General features: G+C 66.2%; 14 protein-coding genes. 12 read left to right on the top strand and 2 right to left on the bottom strand.

The genetic code is table 11. The features are described 5' to 3' along the window. Nucleotides 1–32 precede the first annotated feature (32 nt). From M2299_RS12000 to M2299_RS11960, 9 genes are all read left to right on the top strand, one after another. The gene (locus M2299_RS12000) at nt 33–1,352 is read left to right on the top strand and encodes a M20 family metallopeptidase (protein WP_025874644.1); all 1,320 of its coding nucleotides are present in this window, start codon (nt 33–35) and stop codon (nt 1,350–1,352) included. 555 nt (nt 1,353–1,907) lie between these two features. Beyond that, nucleotides 1,908–2,726: an NADPH-dependent 7-cyano-7-deazaguanine reductase QueF gene (gene queF, locus M2299_RS11995; protein ID WP_032976417.1), complete on the top strand. Its 819-nt coding sequence runs from the start codon at nt 1,908–1,910 to the stop codon at nt 2,724–2,726. A 206-nt stretch (nt 2,727–2,932) separates the two neighbouring features. After that, entirely contained in the window at nt 2,933–3,226 is a 294-nt protein-coding gene (locus tag M2299_RS11990) for a LysM peptidoglycan-binding domain-containing protein (protein WP_025878595.1), read from the top strand. 47 nt (nt 3,227–3,273) lie between these two features. Further along, nucleotides 3,274–3,777 (top strand): hypothetical protein, encoded by a 504-nt coding sequence (locus M2299_RS11985; RefSeq protein ID WP_025878596.1) that lies wholly within the window; start codon nt 3,274–3,276, stop codon nt 3,775–3,777. 371 nt (nt 3,778–4,148) lie between these two features. Further along, on the top strand, nt 4,149–6,371 hold the full coding sequence (locus tag M2299_RS11980) for an NADP-dependent isocitrate dehydrogenase (RefSeq protein ID WP_280884409.1): 2,223 nt from the start codon (nt 4,149–4,151) through the stop codon (nt 6,369–6,371). 332 nt (nt 6,372–6,703) lie between these two features. Further along, nucleotides 6,704–7,651: a hypothetical protein gene (locus M2299_RS11975; protein ID WP_140228513.1), complete on the top strand. Its 948-nt coding sequence runs from the start codon at nt 6,704–6,706 to the stop codon at nt 7,649–7,651. Beyond that, nucleotides 7,644–8,192 carry an ATP/GTP-binding protein gene (locus M2299_RS11970; RefSeq protein WP_025878599.1) on the top strand — a complete coding sequence of 183 codons (549 nt, stop codon included), beginning with the start codon at nt 7,644–7,646 and terminating at the stop codon, nt 8,190–8,192. Before M2299_RS11975 ends, M2299_RS11970 begins: the two co-directional genes overlap by 8 nt. Beyond that, nucleotides 8,185–8,601, top strand: a complete 417-nt coding sequence (locus M2299_RS11965; RefSeq protein ID WP_032976421.1) for a roadblock/LC7 domain-containing protein — start codon at nt 8,185–8,187, stop codon at nt 8,599–8,601. Before M2299_RS11970 ends, M2299_RS11965 begins: the two co-directional genes overlap by 8 nt. A gap of 52 nt (nt 8,602–8,653) precedes the next feature. After that, the gene (locus M2299_RS11960; RefSeq protein WP_025878601.1) at nt 8,654–9,013 is read left to right on the top strand and encodes a hypothetical protein; all 360 of its coding nucleotides are present in this window, start codon (nt 8,654–8,656) and stop codon (nt 9,011–9,013) included. Between the two features lie 63 nt (nt 9,014–9,076). On the opposite strand, the gene M2299_RS11955 is transcribed toward M2299_RS11960, so the two are convergent. Then, nucleotides 9,077–9,823 (bottom strand): KilA-N domain-containing protein, encoded by a 747-nt coding sequence (locus M2299_RS11955; protein WP_280884408.1) that lies wholly within the window; start codon nt 9,821–9,823, stop codon nt 9,077–9,079. Between the two features lie 177 nt (nt 9,824–10,000). Here M2299_RS11955 and aceK point away from each other — a divergent pair, with 177 nt between their 5' ends. The 3 genes from aceK (at nt 10,001) to M2299_RS11940 (ending at nt 13,645) form a co-directional block, all read left to right on the top strand. Then, entirely contained in the window at nt 10,001–11,731 is a 1,731-nt protein-coding gene (gene aceK, locus M2299_RS11950; RefSeq protein WP_280884407.1) for a bifunctional isocitrate dehydrogenase kinase/phosphatase, read from the top strand. Nucleotides 11,732–11,793: 62 nt separating this feature from the next. Then, entirely contained in the window at nt 11,794–12,687 is an 894-nt protein-coding gene (locus tag M2299_RS11945; protein WP_100436995.1) for a TonB-dependent receptor, read from the top strand. A gap of 82 nt (nt 12,688–12,769) precedes the next feature. Beyond that, a complete protein-coding gene (locus M2299_RS11940; RefSeq protein ID WP_345782460.1) occupies nt 12,770–13,645 on the top strand; it encodes an energy transducer TonB in 876 nt (291 codons plus the stop codon). 58 nt (nt 13,646–13,703) lie between these two features. On the opposite strand, the gene M2299_RS11935 is transcribed toward M2299_RS11940, so the two are convergent. Further along, on the bottom strand, nt 13,704–15,278 hold the full coding sequence (locus tag M2299_RS11935) for a sensor domain-containing diguanylate cyclase (protein WP_280884405.1): 1,575 nt from the start codon (nt 15,276–15,278) through the stop codon (nt 13,704–13,706). Between the last annotated feature and the right edge of the window lie 143 nt (nt 15,279–15,421).

The raw sequence follows: 15,421 nt of genomic DNA, 5'->3' as shown, positions 1-15,421 counted from the left end.
TTCAGGTGCAGACCCCTTCCGTGGAGATCGAGATGCGCCGTTCGTTGCTGCTGTCCGCCCTGCTGCTGGCCCTGCCGGCCCTTGCCCACGCCGAGGACGCGCAGCGCCCGGAAGTGACCGCTGCCGCACAGCGCCTGCAGGCCAAGGTGGTGGAATGGCGGCGCGATTTCCATCAGCACCCGGAACTGTCCAATCGCGAGGAACGCACCTCCGCCGAGGTCGCCAAGCGCCTGCGAGCGATGGGCCTGAAGCCGAAGACCGGCATTGCCCACCACGGCGTGGTGGCGATCATCGAAGGCGGCAAGCCGGGCCCGAAGATCGCCCTGCGCGCGGACATGGACGCACTGCCGGTGACCGAGCAGACCGGCCTGCCGTTCGCTTCCAAGGCCACCGCGCAGTACCGCGGGCAGACCGTAGGCGTGATGCATGCCTGTGGCCATGACGCGCACACTGCCACCCTGCTGGGCGTGGCCGAAGCGCTGGTGGCGATGAAGAAGGACCTGCCGGGCCAGGTGATGCTGATCTTCCAGCCGTCCGAAGAAGGTGCGCCGCCGCCGGAAGAGGGCGGTGCGGCGCTGATGCTGAAGGAAGGCCTGTTTGCCGACTTCAAGCCCGAGGCGGTGTTCGGCCTGCATGTGTTCTCCAGCGTGCAGGCAGGGCAGATCGCGGTGCGCGGTGGCCCGCTGATGGCCGCGTCCGATCGTTTCGGCATCAAGGTGATCGGCCGCCAGACCCATGGCTCGGCACCGTGGAACGGCGTGGATCCGATCGTGGCCACTGCTGATCTGATCGGCACCGCACAGACCATCGTCAGCCGCCGCGCCAACCTGTCCAAGCAGCCGGCGGTGCTGACCTTCGGCGCGATCAACGGCGGCATCCGCTACAACATCATTCCCGATGAAGTGGAGATGGTCGGCACCATCCGCACCTTCGACGAAGGCATGCGCCAGCAGATCTTCGCCGATCTGCGCAACGTGGCCGACCACACCGCTGCCGCGCATGGGGCCAAGGCGGTGACCGACATCTACGAATCGGAAGGCAACCCGGCCACGGTGAACGACCCGGCGCTGACCGCGAAGATGCTGCCGAGCCTGCAGGCGGTGGTGGGCAAGGACAACGTGTACGAGCCGCCGCTGCAGATGGGCGCGGAGGATTTCTCGCTGTACGCCAAGGAAGTGCCGGGCATGTTCTTCTTCGTCGGTTCCACCAGCGTGGGCATCGACCCGGCGACGGCGCCGGCCAACCATTCGCCGAAGTTCCTGCTGGATGAGAAGGCGCTGGATGTCGGATTCCGTGCGCTGCTGCAGGTGAGCCTGGATTACCTGCATGGTGCGGGCACCCCGGCGGGTTGAGGGTTTCGGGCAGGGCTGCGCCCTGCACCCGCCGAAGCGGTAGTGCCGGCCGCTGGCCGGCAACAGCAACAGCAGAAGCTGGCTATCCGTGGGATGGCAGGGTGGGTCCGGTTGCGGGGGACGCCGTAAACCCGTCCATGGGGGCTTGGCCGCGGCATCCATGCCGCGGACACCCCCGCAACCGGACCCACCCCGCCTTCGACAGCTTCCCGCAGCTGTCGGAACGACATCCTGCTTTGGTAGGTGTCGACCTTGGTCGACACGGCGGACATCATGAACGTCTGAAGCATCGGTTTTTGATTTTGATTTTCCTGATCTTTCCCGTGGTGGCGCGGGAAATTGACCGTGGCCGGGAGGGTGGGTTGGCTGGGGGCGTAAGCGCCATGGATGGCGCGTCCGAGCCTACAAGGACGTATTCACGGCGTCCCCCAGCCAACCCACCCTCCCGGCCAAGCCGATAGACCGCTCTGCCGACCAACCAACCCCACCACGGAGGGGCTCCGCCGTTGGCCGACCCGGCCGAAGGCCCGCTCTGCGCGCGATACAATAAGCACCATGAACACCCCACAGGATTCCAGCCTCGGTCGCGAGGTCAGTTACCCGTCGCAGTACGATCCCGGCCTGCTGTTTCCCATCCCGCGCGTCGGCGCCCGCGCCGAGATCGGTCTGGACGAGGCCGCGCTGCCCTTCGTCGGCCATGACCGCTGGCACGCCTTCGAGCTGAGCTGGCTTGACCCGCGTGGCAAACCGCAGGTCGCCGTCGCCACCGTGCAGGTGCCGTGCACCTCGCCGCGGTTGATCGAATCGAAGTCGTTCAAGCTGTACCTGAACTCCCTCAACAGCACCCGCATCGACAGTGCCGAAGCCCTGCGCGAGCGCCTCGTCGCCGACCTGTCGGCCTGCGCCGGCGCCCCGGTCCAGGTCACGTTCGGCCTGCCGGCGTTGCGCGAATCACCGCTGGGCGAGTCGATCGACGGCCTTGAGGTGGACATCGACTGCTATGGCCCGCCGCAGGCGGACTACCTGTCGGCCAACGCCGATGCGCTGGTGGAGGAGACCCTGGTCTCGGCCCTGCTGAAGTCCAACTGCCCGGTCACCGGGCAGCCGGACTGGGCCACTGTCAGCCTGCGCTACCGCGGCCCGCAGATCGATCGTGCCGGCCTGCTGCGCTACCTGGTCAGCTACCGCGAGCACGCCGAGTTCCATGAGCAGTGCGTCGAGCGCATCTTCAGTGAAGTGTCTGCGCGCTGCCGGCCGCAGTGGCTGGAAGTCGAAGCCCGCTATACCCGTCGCGGTGGCCTGGACATCAACCCGTGGCGCGCCAGCCCTGGCATTGCCGCCCCGGCCGCGACCTACCGCGAACTGCGGCAGTAACCGCCGCAGGCGGTTACAGATAGCGCCGGGCCATGCCCGGCGAGCGCAGCGGCCATATGCAGAGCCGCCCGCCATGGCCCGGCGCTACCGGTTGGGCCCCGATTGTTCAGCCGCCCCGGGGGGCGGCTTCACATCGGCACCATCCCCATTTAACAACCTCTATGACACCGTGCCAGCCATGTAGTCATACAGACGGGAGTGTGTGGATGAGTACCGAGAAGAAAGCCGATTTCTCCGGCGTCAGTGGCAGCGTCGACAGTACCGCCCAGCAGGTCCCCAAGGCGGACTTTTCCGGCGTCAGTGCTTCGGTGGACAGTACCGCCGAGGTGGTCAGCGGTGGCACCTACACCGTGCAGAAGGGTGATTCGCTGTCGAAGATCGCCAAGCAGCACCTGGGCGATGCCAACGCCTGGAAGAAGATCTTCGAAGCCAACCGCGATGTGCTCGACGACCCGGACAAGATCTTCCCGGGCCAGACCCTGAAACTGCCGCCGAAGTAATACCGGCGATCCAATCGCCGTCCGAACAATCCTTGGAGGAACCCCGAATGATCAAGACGACCCCGCTTCAGAATGCCCTGCTGGCCGCGCTGCTGGGCAGCGTCGCCCTGGTGGGCTGCAAGAAGAAGGAAGAAACCGCAGACAACAACGCGGCTCCGGCGGCAACCACGCCGGCCGAAGCGCCCGCGCCGATGACCGGCGCGCCGCCGCCGATGGCTGCATCGGCCGTAGCGGTATCGGCGGTCACTGTCGGCAAGACCGCCGCAGCTGACAAGTCGGTCACCACGGCCGCCCTGTTCGCGCCGAAGGACGATGTCATCGTCTCGGTGAAGACCGATGGCGCGGCCAACAATGTCACCGTCGGCGCCAAGCTGACCTTCCAGGATGGCCAGGTGGCCGGTGAGCAGAACGCAACCCTGAACACCAGCGGTGCAGAGACCACCAACATCACCTTCAAGAATGCCAATGGCTGGCCGGCCGGCAAGTACCGCGCCGAAGTCATGGTTGATGGTAAGGCGGCCGGAACGCCGCAGGAGTTCGAGGTCAAGTAAGTCCCGCCGACTCTCTCCCGGTTGGACTCACGATGGACGCAGCCGCGAGGCTGCGTCCTTTTTTGTTGGCGGTTTTGCGGGAACGCCTCATCCACGCATGGCGTGGATCTACAGATGCAGACGCCTGGCGGATCCTCGCGCGGGGATGTTTCCGCAGACCCACGCCATGCGTGGATGGATCACAGCGTTGCCGGCGTGCAGTACCGCCGCGTATGGCACGGCTTTGCCCCGCGCGGCTGAAAACGCGACAATGCAGGGGTTTCCCCGGCGCGCGCCCACCCTGACGGCGGCGGGGAAAGTGACACGGTTGCACGTGGCCCGGCGCTGGCGCCGGCCTTCCCCTGAGCACTGCTACAGAGTCCAAGTCCCCCATGTCCAAGATCCTCTACACGCTGACCGACGAAGCACCGTTCCTGGCCACCCAGTCGCTGCTGCCGATCGTCGACGCCTATACCTCCACCGCGGGCATCGCAGTGGAAACCCGTGACATCTCGTTGTCCGGCCGCATCCTGTCGCTGTTCCCGGAACTGCTGAGCGATGCGCAGAAGGTCAACGATGACCTGGCCGAGCTGGGCCAGCTGGCGACCACCCCCGACGCCAACATCATCAAGCTGCCGAACATCTCCGCCTCGGTGCCGCAGCTGAAGGCTGCCATCAAGGAACTGCAGGACCAGGGCTATCCGCTGCCGGATTACCCGGAAACCCCGGCCGACGACCAGCAGCGCGACTACAAGGCGCGCTACGACAAGGTCAAGGGCAGCGCAGTCAATCCGGTGCTGCGCGAGGGCAATTCCGACCGGCGCGCGCCGCTGTCGGTGAAGAACTACGCCCGCAAGCACCCGCACCGCATGGGCGCCTGGGCGTCCGATTCGAAGTCGCACGTTGCGCACATGGACGCGGGTGATTTCTACGGCAGCGAGAAGTCGGCCACCCTGGCCAACGCCGGCGCGCTGAAGATCACCCTGCACGGCAAGGACGGCAGCACCGTCGTGCTGAAGGAGAAGACCGCGGTCAAGGCCGGTGAGATCGTCGACGCGGCAGTGATGAGCCGCAAGGCGCTGGCCGCCTTCATCGATGCGCAGATCGAAGACGCCAAGTCGCAGGGCGTGCTGTTCTCGCTGCACCTGAAGGCGACCATGATGAAGGTCTCCGACCCGATCATGTTCGGCGTGGTCGTCAACGAGTTCTACAAGGACGTGCTCGCCAAGCACGCCGACACGCTCAAGCAGGCCGGTTTCGATGCCAACAACGGCATCGGCGACCTGGTCGCGCGCCTGCCGTCGCTGCCCGAAGCCACCCGTGCCGCCATCGAAGCCGACCTGCAGGCCGAGTACGCGCAGCGTCCGGGCCTGGCCATGGTCAACTCGGACAAGGGCATCACCAACCTGCACGTGCCGAGCGACGTGATCGTCGACGCCTCGATGCCGGCGATGATCCGCGACTCCGGCAAGATGTGGAATGCCGAAGGCAAGCTGCAGGACACCAAGGCCGTCATTCCTGACCGCTGCTACGCCGGCGTGTACCAGGCCGTCATCGACGACTGCCGCAGCAACGGTGCCTTCAACCCGGCCACCATGGGTTCGGTGCCCAACGTCGGCCTGATGGCGCAGAAGGCTGAAGAGTACGGCTCGCACGACAAGACCTTCCAGATCGCTGCCGACGGCGTGGTCAAGGTCACCGACGAGGCCGGCAACGTGGTGTTCGAACACGCCGTGGAAGCCGGTGACATCTGGCGCATGTGCCAGACCAAGGACGCGCCGATCCAGGACTGGGTCAAGCTGGCCGTCGAACGCGCGCGCCTGAGCAGCACCCCGGCCGTGTTCTGGCTGGACGCCGCCCGCGCCCACGACGCGCAGGTCATCGCCAAGGTCGAGACGTACCTGAAGGACCACGACACCACCGGCCTGGATATCCGCATCCTGCCGCCGGTGGAAGCGACCACCTTCTCGCTGGCCCGCATCCGCAAGGGCGAGGACACCATTTCGGTGACCGGCAACGTGCTGCGCGATTACCTCACCGATCTGTTCCCGATCATGGAGCTGGGCACCAGCGCCAAGATGCTGTCGATCGTGCCGCTGATGGCCGGTGGCGGCCTGTTCGAGACCGGTGCTGGCGGTTCGGCACCGAAGCACGTGCAGCAGTTCGTCGAAGAGGATTACCTGCGCTGGGATTCGCTGGGTGAGTTCCTGGCCCTGGCCGCGTCGCTGGAGCATCTGGGCAACCGCTACGACAACGCTGCCGCCCGCGTGCTGGCCAAGGCACTGGACGAGGCCAACGGCCAGTTCCTGGACAACGACAAGTCGCCTTCGCGCAAGCTCGGTGGCATCGACAACCGTGGCAGCCACTTCTACATCGCCCTGTACTGGGCGCAGGCCCTGGCAGCGCAGAACGAAGTTGCCGCACTGCAGGCACGCTTTGCTCCGCTGGCCAAGGCGCTGGCCGACAACGAGCAGAAGATCGTTGACGAGCTGATCGCGGTGCAGGGCAAGGCCGTGGACATCGGCGGCTACTACCGTCCGGATGTGGCCAAGGCCGCTGCCGCGATGCGTCCGAGCGCGACCTTCAATGCCGCGCTGGAGCAGCTGCGCGGCTGATTCATCGCCGCCCGGTTGAGACCTGGAAAGAAACCCGCGCTCCGGCGCGGGTTTCTTTTTTGCGGGCCTGGGGTCAGATCCCTCTGTACCGCAGAGGGATCTGACCCCACCCATGGCGTGGATGTACTCGGGCCCGGAACCGTGAAATCCGTCATCTGTCGGAACGCCGTCAACACGGCATGAAACTTGCCCGCGATGGCCGTCGCAGAACGGATGCATGCATGTTCACCACTGCCACCAATATGAGCAGTCGATCACGACGATGGCGGCAAGCCATGGCCTAGCCTTGGCGATGCGAGACCGCCGGGGAGGTGGTCGCACGGGGAACACGGATGGCACGCGTGCTCGTAGTGGGAACCGACATCCAGGGCGAACAGGCCCTGCTGCAGAGGCTGCGGCTGGCCTCGGCGCTGCCGGACGGGCAGATCCGCCGCAGCCAGGACCTGGACGACTGCGATCTGCTGGTGATCCGCGATACGCCAGCGCTGCGCAACGCGGCACTGCGCATGCGCCAGCAGCGCCCGCGGCTGCACTGCTGGATCGAGGACCTCGGCGGCCAGTTGCGCGAGGGCGATGGCGGCCAGGACGTACTGGATGATGGCGCGATAGGACGGGCGCTGCGCGGCATGCAGACCGGCACCGACGCGACACCGATCCGCTTGGCTGACGGCGCGCATGCGATCACCCGCCTGCTGCGCGAGCGGCTGCCATCGCGGCAGGGCCAGGCGCTGCTGGGCGAGGGCGCAGAGCCGCTGCTGCTGCTGGATCTGGAGCAGGACCAGGCGGTGCTGCTGCACGAGCCGGCTACGGTGCTGGTGGAGCGGCTGGCACACGGCTTCGAGCATCTTTATCTGGATGCGCTGCTGCCAGCGCAGCTGCAGGCACTGGCGGGTGACCGCACGCGACTGCCGTTGCGTCCGTTGCTGTGGCAATGGGCGCAGCGCAGCCGTCACTGGCAGGCGTTGGATGAGCGCCTGCGCGGGGCGTCGGTGAAGCTGCTGCGCTGGCCGGACTTCCGCGTGCTCGGCCACGATCACGATGGCTTCCGTCTATGTTCGCTGCTGCTCAAGCGTGCCTGCACGGTGGACGAATGCGCGATGCTGCTGGATCTTCCCGCCGCCGCCGTGCGCGATTTCATCCACGCCGCCTACCTGTGCGGCTATGCGCAGCTGCAGGTCGCACCTGCAGTACCGCTGGCGGGTGCGCGTGCCAACACTGCTGACAACGGCCTGCTCGCACGCCTGTGGCGCACGCTGCGCGGGAGTGACCGCGATGCGTGAGCACAAGGTGGTGGTGCTCGGTGGCATGGGCAGCGGCAAGTCGACATTGGTACGCAGCATCGCCGCCGGTGCGGTGGTCGACACCGACGTAGCCAACAGCGACCGCGCGGGTGCCGACAAGGCTTCGACCACGGTGGCGCTGGACTACGCCGATATCGACCTGCCCAACGGCGAGAGGCTGCGCCTGTATGGCACGCCTGGCCAGCAGCGCTTTGATTTCCTGTGGCCGATCCTGCTGCAGGGTGCGCGCGGTGCGGTGTTGCTGCTGGACGCGCGCCGTGCCGGGGTGGCCGCCGAGCTGGACGCCTACCTGCAGGTGCTGCGCCCGTTCGGTCCGGCATTGGCCCTGGTGGTGGCGGTGACCCATCTTGACCAGGTGCCGGCAGCGGCACTGGATGACTGGGCCGAGCGCGCCCGGCTCGATGGCCAGCCGCTGCCGTTGCTGGCGGTGGATGCCCGTGATCGTGAACAAGGACTGCTGCTGATGGACGTACTGATGAGCGAAATGGAAGCGCATGCACTGGTGGCCGCACATGGCTGATGGACAAGGCGCGCCGTTGCCGGACGCGCAGCAGCGCGAGCGCCTGCAGCCGTTGCTGCAGGACCTGCAGCAGCGGGTGGAAGGGGTGCGGACCGTGGTGCTGGCCAGCGTCGATGGCTTTGCCCTGGTCAGTGCTGGTGCGGAGGGGCGTGGCGAACGCCTGGCGGCGATGACCAGCGCGATGCTGGCCCTGGCTGCAGCAGTGGGGCGCGAACTGGCGCTGGGCGATCTGCAGACGCTGATGCTGGAGGCCGCCGGCGGCAAGGTACTGATGCTGGCCATCCAGGCCGAGGGGCGAGCGCCGCTGCTGCTGATGGCGGCCTGCGACCAGCGCAGCGTGATCGGCCAGGTGCTGTGGCAGAGCAGGGAATGTGGCCAGGCGATCCTGGCCGAACTCAGCGGATCGTGAGCCCGGCCGCAGGGGAACGAGGGGCTCGAACCAACATTGAGAGGGGTGCAACGTGGCTGGATTGAATGATTCGTTGACTGCACTGATGGGTATCGATGGCGCGCAGGCCGTGGCGCTGGTCGACTACGAAAGCGGCATGCTGCTGGGCGAGGCCGGTTCGGGCATGGACATGGAAGTGGCGGCGGCCGGCAACACCGAAGTGATCCGCGCGAAGATGAAAACCGCCGCCTCGCTCAACCTCAACGATGGCATCGAGGACATCCTGATCTCGCTCGGCAAGGCGTATCACATCATGCGCCCGGTGGCGAAGAAGAAGGGCCTGTTCTTCTACATCGTGCTGGACCGGACCAAGTCCAACCTCGCCCTGGCGCGGCGCAAGGTGCAGGACGTGGAGGCCGAACTGGCGATCTGAGCCGGCTCGGTGGGGCCGATCCCTGGTGCTGCACGGCAGCCCAGGGATCGGTCCGCTGTGATGTCATGTCGAAGGCAGCAGAAGCGTGCGTACGAAGGTCAGCGCCTGCCTGTCGCGCGCAGCAAAGTATCTGGGCGCATGCAGTGGGAGCCAGGTCTCGTTGAAGTGCCGGCGAAAGTCTTCGTAGAGCTCGTTCGGATAGAGCTTTGCCTGCACGTTGCGGCCGTCTGGATAGCTGTGCTCATAGCTGTCGAAGGTGTTGGGATCGATGCCCTTGTGATCGCGCAGCCACTTGCAGAACAGCCGGCCCTCGGAGATGTCCGGCACCAGCTCCTGCGGCAGCGTATAGCCCGCCTGCTCCAGTGGCGCGATCAGGTTCAGGGTCAGCTCGTTCAACATCGAGAAATGCGTGTAGGGCACTTTCGAGCGGTTCTGCATGTAGCGTTCGATGTGGGCGGGCATGACGGCGTTCGCCCGGCCCTGCTGCCATTCCACCACCCATTGCGACACCTTCACCGCGAATTTTCGCGACAACCATTGGCCGAGATTGATGGCCAGGTAAGGGTGGATCCAGGTGCCCTGCATCGCCGCATTGCCCCCGGACACCACATGGATGAGCTGGTCCTCCGGGAGGCCGGTCTGCAGGGTCAGCTCCTCGATGAACTCACCGGTGGATTTCAGCGACCGATAGTCCGACCAGCGCTTGCCCACTGACTGGCAGAGCGCCGTCGCGCTGATGTAGCCGTCGCGTACCCGTTGCGGGATTACGTTGCCTTCCTCCATGCGTGGGATCAGGGTCATTTGCTGCATGCGTCACCTCATGCCGTTATGGGCCTGAAAGAGTAGGCAATGCAGTCGCCCGGGGTCTGTAGGAATGGTTGCGTTTGTCTGGTTCTCTGAGGCAGCAGCAGCCGAGCGTGGCTCGGCGCTACACAAGCTACCCCACGCCAGCGTATGGTGAGATCGGTTTCCCCGGATACGTCGTGCATGTCCGATCCTGTCACTGCAACCGAGCTGGCACCGCGCATCGCCGAGGCCATCCGCGATGGTTTCGAGCAGTATCACGCCCGCTTTGCCGCGATCACGGCGCGTGCCCGGCTGCGTTTCCAGCAGCGCGACTGGGCGGCGGCGCGCCACGATGCGGTGGAGCGCATCGCCCTGTACGACCAGTGCATCGCCGAGCAGATGGATGCGCTGCGGCGGCTGGCCGGTCACGCCATCAGCGAACGCGCGCTGTGGCTGCAGGTGCACGCGCACTTCAGCGCCCTGCTGCAGGGCCTGATCGACGCCGAGCTCTACAAGACCTTCTACAACACGCTGTCGCGGCGGCTGTTCGCCATCCGCGGTGTGGACCCGGAAGTGGAGTTCATCGCCTTCGATGTCGAGCCCTCCGATGCGATCACCCATCCGGTGGCGCGCCACACCTACGCGGTCTCGCCGACGCGGCCGGTAGAGGCACTGCAACGGGTGCTGGCCGACTACCGCTTCGATGTTCCGTATGCGCACCAGTTGCGCTGTGCCGCCGCCATCGCCGTGCGCCTGCAGGACGATCTGGCGCACTGGGGCGACACGCCGGTACGCAGCATCGAGCTGCTAGATACCGTGTTCTACCGCGAGCGCCGCGCCTATCTGGTCGGGCGCGTGTTCGGTGAACACCGTTTCTCGCCGTGCGTGATCGCGCTGGTCAACGACGACCAGGGCCTGCGCGCCGATGCCGTGCTGACCCGGCGTCGCGATGTGGCCCATCTGTTCGGCGTGTCGCGCAGCTATTTCCAGGCTGACCTGGGTACGGTTGGCGATGCGGTGGTGTTCCTGCGCAGCCTGCTGCTGGGCAAGCCGATCGACGAGATCTATACCGTGCTCGGACGCGCCAAACAGGGCAAGACCGAGCGCTACCGGACGTTCTTCCGGCACTTCAATGAACACCCGAACGAGCGTCTGGCGCATGCCGAAGGCACGCCGGGCATGGTCATGGCGGTGTTCACCCTGCCCAGCTACCCGCTGGTGTTCAAGCTGATCCGCGATCGTTTCGCTTGGCCCAAGACGATGTCGCGGCAGCAGGTGGAGGAGAAGTACGCCCTGGTGTTCAACCTCGACCGTGTCGGTCGCCTGCTTGACGCACAGCCTTACCGGCATCTGCGTTTCCCGCGCGAACGCTTCGCCCCGGTGCTGCTGGACGAGCTGCTGCAGCAGTGCGCGCAGAGCGTGCGCGTGGATGGCGACGAGGTGGAGATCGCGTTGTGCTACGTGCAGCGTCGCTTCCGGCCATTGAATCTCTATCTGCGCGAACAGGCTGGGGAGGCCGTGCGCGCAGCGGTACTCGACTACGCGCAGGCGATCACCGACATGGCGCGCAACAACATCTTCCCCGGTGACATGCTGCCGAAGAACTTCGGCGTGTCGCGCCACGGCCGTGCCGTGTTCTACGACTACGACGAGTTGTGCCTGGTCAGCGACTGCGTATTCCGGGCCTGGCCCAAGCCAAGCTCTCCGGAAGAAGCGATGGCCGATGAGCCCTGGTTCCATGTCGGTCCGCGCGATGTTTTCCCCGAGCGGTTCGGGCCGTTCATGGGCTTGCCGGCGCAGGAACTGGCAGCGGTGCGCGAGCACTATCGTCATCTGTTCGATCCTGCCTGGTGGCAGGGGCTGCAGGCGCGCTTTGCGGCGGGCGATTATCCGGACACGCCACCGTATTCGGCTGCGCAGCGGTTGGCGTGATTGGCCGCGCCGACGGCGAGAAACTCGGGTAATCTCGGCACTTTCATCACCAAGGATCGGCAATGATGCGTTCTCCCCTGTTTCTCGCCTTCGCGCTTGCGATCGGCTCGGCTGGCGCCCTGCCCAGCACCGATGCGGCAGCGCAGAGCACACGCGCGGTGCGTGCCACCGCCGAAGCCAGCATGGTCTTGACCGGCAACATCGATGTCGCTGCAGATGGCGCGGTCAGTGGCCTTGTGCTGGACCAGAAGGCGTCTATCGCACCGGCCATCGCCGCGTTCGTGGATGGCACGATCCGCAGGTGGCAGTTTGAACCTACCCTGGTGGACGGAAAGCCCGTGGCGAAACATGCACCGTTGCGCGTACGTCTGCTGGGCAGGCCCGGCGCCGATGGCAGCACGGAAGTGCGCATGACCAGCGTGGATTTCAGCGAGTATGACGACAAGGCCACCGACGCAGTGACCGGAAACCAGATGAGGCCTCCGCGCTATCCGGAGGCGGCATTCCGCGTCGGCGCACAGGGCGAGGTGATGCTGCTGGTCAAGGTCGAGCGTGATGGTGCGGTTGCCGACGTCATCGCCGAACAGGTGAACATGGGCGTGGTGGCACCCGAGCACGCGATGCAGAAGATGCGTGACATGCTGGCCAAGGCCAGCATCAGCGAGGCCCGCAAGTGGACGTTCACTCCGCCGACCTCCGGCGGGGACAAAGGCCTGGCGTTCTGGACCGTGCGCGTGCCGGTCACCTTCGCGCTGAACGACAAGGGCAGCAAGCAACCCCCCACTCCTTACGGCCGCTGGCAGGCCTACATTCCCGGCCCCCGCCAGCAGGCCCCGTGGCGCACCACCGACGATGCCGCGCAGGTCGGTACCGATCTGTTGCCGGCCGGTGGCGTCTACATGGTCGATAGCGCTACCCGCGGGCTGCGTCTGTTGACTCCGCTTGCCGAGCAATGATGCCGGCCAACCGCCCCCGCGTTTCATCGGCCCCTGCCCGGGGGGCAGACTTCATCATCTTCATGCACAAGGAGTGGCTGTGATGCGTTCTTCTCTTTTCCTGGCACTGGCCCTTGCGGTGTCGGGCGGTGCCGCCCTGATCGATACCGCCGACGCGCAGACCGCGCGCGAGGTACGCAGGCAGGCCGAGGCCAGCATGACCCTTAGTGGCGTCATCGACATCGGCCGCGAAGGCCAAGTTGAAGGGTTCCAGCTCGATCGTCGCGAGAAGATCGACGCGGGTATTGCCGATTTCGTGGACAAGGCCGTGCAGGGCTGGCGTTTTGACCCGGTGCTGGTCAATGGCGCGCCCGTGCAGGCACGCACTGCGGTGCGCCTGCGGCTGATGGCCGACAATGCTGCCGAGGGCACCATGCGGGTCCGCCTGGTCGATGCCAATTTCAGCAAGGTGGATGGCGAGCGTGAGGTCGGCACCGACAGGGTGACCAGCAATGCACTGCGGGGACCGGATTACCCACCGCAGGCGGTGACCATGCAGGGAGAGGGCACGGTCATGCTGATGGTCAAGGTCGGCCGCGATGGCAGGGTGGCCGATGTGATCGCCGAGCAGACCAATCTGACCGTGATTGGCACCGCGCGCGCGATGAACCAGCTGCGCGATATCCTGGCCAAGGCCAGCGTCAATAGCGCCAAGCGTTGGACGTTCAACCCGCCCACTACCGGCGAGGACAAGGATCGCGATTTCTGGACCGTGCGCGTGCCGGTGCGCTTCGCCTTCCAGGATTCGCGTGAGCGTTACGGCCGCTGGACCGCGTACATTCCCGGCCCGCGCCAGCAGGCACCGTGGAAGACCGGCGAGGAAACCCTGGTCGCCGGAAGCGATCTGCTGCCCGAAGGCGGTGTGTACATGGTCGGTCGTGCGCAGGAAGGCCCGCGCCTGCTCACCCCGCTGGGCTGATGCGTCATTGCGGGATGCGCCGGGCCTGCCCCGGCGCATCCCGCTTGAATCGATGTGCTCAATCGGCGTGCGGGTACACCACCACCCGGTTGCGGCCCTGTTCCTTGGCCAGGTACAGGGCCTTGTCGGCCAAGCGCAGTGCCTGTTCCGGATCGGTATGGAAGCTGGGGAAGTGGGCCACTCCCAGTGACACGGTGATGGTGCCCACCGGAGCAAACGGTTCGTCGGCGATGGCCTGGCGCAGGCGCTCGCCGGTCTGCCGGGCCGCTTCGATGCCAACGCCCGGCAACAGCACCAGGAACTCCTCGCCACCGGCGCGGCACAGCACGTCGGTCTCGCGCGAATGGCGGCGCATCTGTTCGGCGATATGCACGATGGCCGCATCACCGACGTCGTGACCGTGGCTGTCGTTGATCGACTTGAAGCGGTCGATATCCAGCGTCAGGATCGCAAACGGCAGGCCCTGCGCCTGCAGCGCGTCGAGCGCCTGCTGCAGCCCGCGACGGTTGAGCAGGCCGGTCAGCGGATCGGTACGGCTGGCGCGGTTGAGCGTGCCGATCCGGTCCTGCAGCGCATTGAAGCTGTACAGCACGGCCTGTTTCAGCTGCGCCACTTCGAAGTACCAGGCACGGATGCCATTGACGTGGCTGATCGCATTGCCAGTGTCTTCGCCGTCCTGCACGTTGCGCGCCAGCTGCCACAGCGGCAGCGAAATGCGGCGGGCGAACCACCAGGTGATCAGCAGCGACAGCACGCCCAGCGGAATGGCATTCCAGATCACCGCCGACATCAGGCGTGACAGCGGCTGCAGCGTCGCCTCGGTCGGGCGCTGCGCGACGATGCCCCAGCCGGTTGCCGGCACGGGCGCGTAACCGGCCAGCATCGCCACCTGGTGGTTGTTGCGCACCTGCTGCGCACCGCGCTGGCCGCGCATCACTTCTTTCACCGCCGGGTTGTTCAACGCGTAGGTGCCCACTTCCTTGGGGTTGTTGTGATAGATCAGGCGGCCATGGCGGTCCACCACGTACAGGTAGGAACCATCGCGGTAGTAGTGCGTACCCAGCAGGGTGTTGAGTGCACTGCGCTGGCGCAGGTACAGGGTGCCGCTCACATAGCCCCGGTACTGGCCGCTGCGGTCGAATACCGGGTGCGAGATCGAGATCAGCAGCTTGCCGGTGGCCGACTGGTAGGGATCGCTGATCATCGGCTGGCGCCGTTCCAACGCTGCCTTGTTGCCAGCGCTGCGCAGGATCTCGCCCTGCAGCTGCAGGCTCTGCGGCGAGGTCGCGATCACCCGCCCGTCGTTGGCCACCACCAGCGAGGAGTTGAAGCTGCTGGACTGCAGCTGCAGGCGACGGGCCTCATCCTGCGCCTGGGCCGGATCCATGTCGCTGTCGCCAAGCCGGGTGGCGGCATAGGCCAGCTGCTGCTGCGCGGCCAGCAGGAAGTTCTGCGTGGTCTCGGCCAGCTTGGTGGCGTACACGCGGTTGGCTTCCAGGGTGTTGCCCACCAGCTGGTCGCGCTGCACGCGATAGCTGGCAAGCAGCGTATTGGCCAGGGCGATGACGGCGCTGAGCAGGGCCAGGGCAAGGATCAGCTTGCCCAGGTTGAGCCGGGGAGACAGTGTGCGCATGCAGTTGAAGGATCGGGCAGGGCTGGACCCGCCGGATCCTCCGGATGGGGCAACAGCGGGAATCGGCGGCCCGGCCAGCGCGGCCGGGGCGGAGAGTCAGGCATTTGTCCCGCAGATTATCGCCAAATCACCGGGCCGCGAAG

The sequence above is a fragment of the Stenotrophomonas sp. 1278 genome, from assembly GCF_029892765.1.
Lineage (GTDB): Bacteria > Pseudomonadota > Gammaproteobacteria > Xanthomonadales > Xanthomonadaceae > Stenotrophomonas > Stenotrophomonas indicatrix.
This window is presented reverse-complemented; position numbering and strand designations above follow the sequence as displayed.

Bases quoted from the DNA above. Each gene is read 5' to 3' on its own strand.
- M2299_RS11980 (WP_280884409.1), top strand. From the start codon at position 4,149: ATGTCCAAGATCCTCTACACGCTGACCGACGAAGCACCGTTCCTGGCC.
- M2299_RS11985 (WP_025878596.1), top strand. From the start codon at position 3,274: ATGATCAAGACGACCCCGCTTCAGAATGCCCTGCTGGCCGCGCTGCTG.
- M2299_RS11955 (WP_280884408.1), bottom strand. From the start codon at position 9,823: ATGCAGCAAATGACCCTGATCCCACGCATGGAGGAAGGCAACGTAATC.
- aceK (WP_280884407.1), top strand. From the start codon at position 10,001: ATGTCCGATCCTGTCACTGCAACCGAGCTGGCACCGCGCATCGCCGAG.
- M2299_RS11975 (WP_140228513.1), top strand. From the start codon at position 6,704: ATGGCACGCGTGCTCGTAGTGGGAACCGACATCCAGGGCGAACAGGCC.
- M2299_RS11970 (WP_025878599.1), top strand. From the start codon at position 7,644: ATGCGTGAGCACAAGGTGGTGGTGCTCGGTGGCATGGGCAGCGGCAAG.
- M2299_RS11965 (WP_032976421.1), top strand. From the start codon at position 8,185: ATGGCTGATGGACAAGGCGCGCCGTTGCCGGACGCGCAGCAGCGCGAG.
- M2299_RS11990 (WP_025878595.1), top strand. From the start codon at position 2,933: ATGAGTACCGAGAAGAAAGCCGATTTCTCCGGCGTCAGTGGCAGCGTC.
- M2299_RS11940 (WP_345782460.1), top strand. From the start codon at position 12,770: ATGCGTTCTTCTCTTTTCCTGGCACTGGCCCTTGCGGTGTCGGGCGGT.
- M2299_RS11945 (WP_100436995.1), top strand. From the start codon at position 11,794: ATGATGCGTTCTCCCCTGTTTCTCGCCTTCGCGCTTGCGATCGGCTCG.
- M2299_RS11935 (WP_280884405.1), bottom strand. From the start codon at position 15,278: ATGCGCACACTGTCTCCCCGGCTCAACCTGGGCAAGCTGATCCTTGCC.
- queF (WP_032976417.1), top strand. From the start codon at position 1,908: ATGAACACCCCACAGGATTCCAGCCTCGGTCGCGAGGTCAGTTACCCG.
- M2299_RS12000 (WP_025874644.1), top strand. From the start codon at position 33: ATGCGCCGTTCGTTGCTGCTGTCCGCCCTGCTGCTGGCCCTGCCGGCC.